The organism is Bacteroides sp., assembly GCF_029057325.1.
GTDB lineage: Bacteria > Bacteroidota > Bacteroidia > Bacteroidales > Bacteroidaceae > Bacteroides.
On sequence record NZ_JAICZW010000195.1, the window covers coordinates 1 to 2,371 of the forward strand.

Here is a 2,371-nt window from a genome sequence, read left to right on the forward strand (position 1 = left end):
ACTCCCGAATAACTCCTTTAAGTGCAAAATCCGTGTAAATCTACCCCCTGAGTAGTTTCAGTATGTACTTTCCTGGCATCATGATTCTGGCTTTCAGTTGTGGCGAGCTGTTCAATTCATATAGTATTTTCCAGATTTTGCCTCCCAGCTTTCCAAAATCCGTCAGTCTGAGTATGGCATTCAGGTCGTGTATGTCTGTGATTTTCTGCCTTGCCAGTTCTTCCATCAGCCCCTGGTAGTTGTGCGTCTGTCTGTTGCGCGTATATTCCGGCGGGTCCAGAAGAGTCTCCTCTTTCCTTCCTCCCGTCTCCCTTTGGGGAGATATAGAGGGGTTTTGTTTATTCTCTTCATTTATTTTATTTGCTAAAGCGCTGCTTGCCTTCGCGTCCCTGATTCTCTGCTGGTTAACCAGTCCTCCGCGACGTCCCGCCTCCTTTTTTGCCTCCTGTTGTGCGTCCCACGGCTCCATGCGCCGGCTCAGTCCGGGGGATGAGAAGCTCGTCTCGTTCATCTCGAACAGCGCATAGTCATAGATGATCCGCTTCAGTGTGGCGGTTGTCACCCTCGCCTTTTGCGCCAGTATGGGGATCACTTTCAGGCTGGCCCTATATTCGTTCTGCAACCTGAGGAATTCGAGCACCGTCCAGTAGATGCCGTATCCTTTCATTCCTTCCTCTTGTATCATGATCATTAGTTTTAAGTTGCTGCCCGCATTGGCGTCATGCAATAAATATGCTTCCATGGCTTTTGTTTTTTTATTAGTTTACTATCGGTCTCCACTCCATAAAATTCTCAACCAGAAAGGTCCTCCATCCTTGCCGTTCCACGTCCCAATAGGCCACGTGGGCTTTGACGCCGGCCACGTCATGCTTCTTCTTGAAGTCGTTTTCGTATGGAATGAGTGTCCCTTTCCCCATGTAGAAGCTTCCGTCCTGCTTCCGGTAGGCGATCAGCGCATATCCGTATCGCATGTATTCCAGCAGGGAACCTATTCGCTGCGCCATCCATTGTGCGGACTCCGTGCCCAACGACGTGTTTTCCATGATCCGTTTTTCCCATCGTCTTTTCGCTTTTTCCGTTTTGGATACAAATTGTTCCTCGATTCCGGTTTTCTCTTTTCCCATTCTGTTCTGTTTTTAGGGTTATTAAATATGTGATAATCAGCGATGAAAAAAGGGCTACACCTTTCAGTGCGGATGGCTACACCCTTGCCCTGTTGGGGCTACACCATCCGGCGAGAAAGGTGTAGCCCTTCCGTTCGGTTGCTGACGGTGGCAAAATTACCGCCTTTTCATGTGTCTTACTATCGGTAATTTATCCTTACGTCATATCCGTACGGGTCGATTTGCGTGGTGTCTTCCTGTTTTATGATGGCCCACACCTTTTCCAGTTCGGTGATTATCGTGCTGTAAGTCAGTGGCTTCTGTTCTCCTCTGGTTCTCTTTGTGAAGTTTTCGGATGTGGCTAACAGCCTGGCTATATCTGTTATTCTCCTAATTTTAGTTCCTTCGAAATAGCCTGATTTAAAGGCCCTTAAGTAACCCACATAAATATGGGTCTGTCTTCCATAGTAAACCCGTTCCGCCAATAATTTTTCATCCACAATGGAGCTTCGTTTTTTTACTTTTGTTTTTCTCTCTTTCTGTGTATCAGCTTGATACGACGCACTTCTCAATTCGTTACCGTTGAGTCTCTTCTTTTTTTCAGTTCTTTCATTGGTGTGATTCTACATTCGTTTAATTGTTTTTTATTCTGGTTAAATAATGCGAAAATATAAAAAGTGGGGGAGAAACGGGGAATTTTGAAGGGAAATGTGAAAGGGTGTGTTTTAAGTGGTTGATATATAAGGTGATATCCTGTCTTTTTAACGTACGTTTAATGAACGCAAAGATAGATACGTTTTTTGTAATGGCAAAATGTTTGATAAAAAAATGTTTCCAATGAGGAGTGGTGATAAGTGTATAATGCCGAATGTCAGCAGTATATGGAATATGTGTAAATCAGTTAAAGCCTTCTTGTTTTTAGCTTTTTGAGCGCACTTTGTAAAAGCTTGAAACAGGTGTTCATTAAACGTACGATTAAAAAACGCTTTTTTGTTTCTAATACGTTCGTTTATAGTCTCTTACCCTAAGGTAATGAACAGTTACAGAGAATCAGTGGACAAGAGGGGCATAAAGCTTGTCGTATTTTATATAGGATGCCCGCAAGTGATTGGACTACAGTTATATACTGAGAGTTCAAAGCCCCGGAGGAACACCCTTTTTATAGATTTCCCATTTATAAAAAGGCGGATGGGAGAGCCTTGTGCACTCGTTTACCTGTTCACTGAAAGCAAGTTCAAGAACTTGCGGAACTTAATAAATTATAAATC

At 43.7% G+C, this 2,371-nt stretch carries 3 protein-coding genes; all 3 read right to left on the reverse strand.

What is annotated here, in order from left to right:
* Positions 1-40 precede the first annotated feature (40 nt).
* Complete coding sequence (locus tag K2G43_RS12850; protein ID WP_300155877.1) at positions 41-742, reverse strand: Lin1244/Lin1753 domain-containing protein; 702 nt, start codon at positions 740-742, stop codon at positions 41-43.
* Positions 743-758: 16 nt separating this feature from the next.
* Positions 759-1,124, reverse strand: a complete 366-nt coding sequence (locus tag K2G43_RS12855; protein WP_300155880.1) for an SH3 beta-barrel fold-containing protein — start codon at positions 1,122-1,124, stop codon at positions 759-761.
* Positions 1,125-1,303: 179 nt separating this feature from the next.
* Positions 1,304-1,603, reverse strand: coding sequence for a hypothetical protein (locus K2G43_RS12860; RefSeq protein WP_297645488.1), 300 nt, complete (start codon positions 1,601-1,603; stop codon positions 1,304-1,306).
* Positions 1,604-2,371 lie beyond the last annotated feature (768 nt).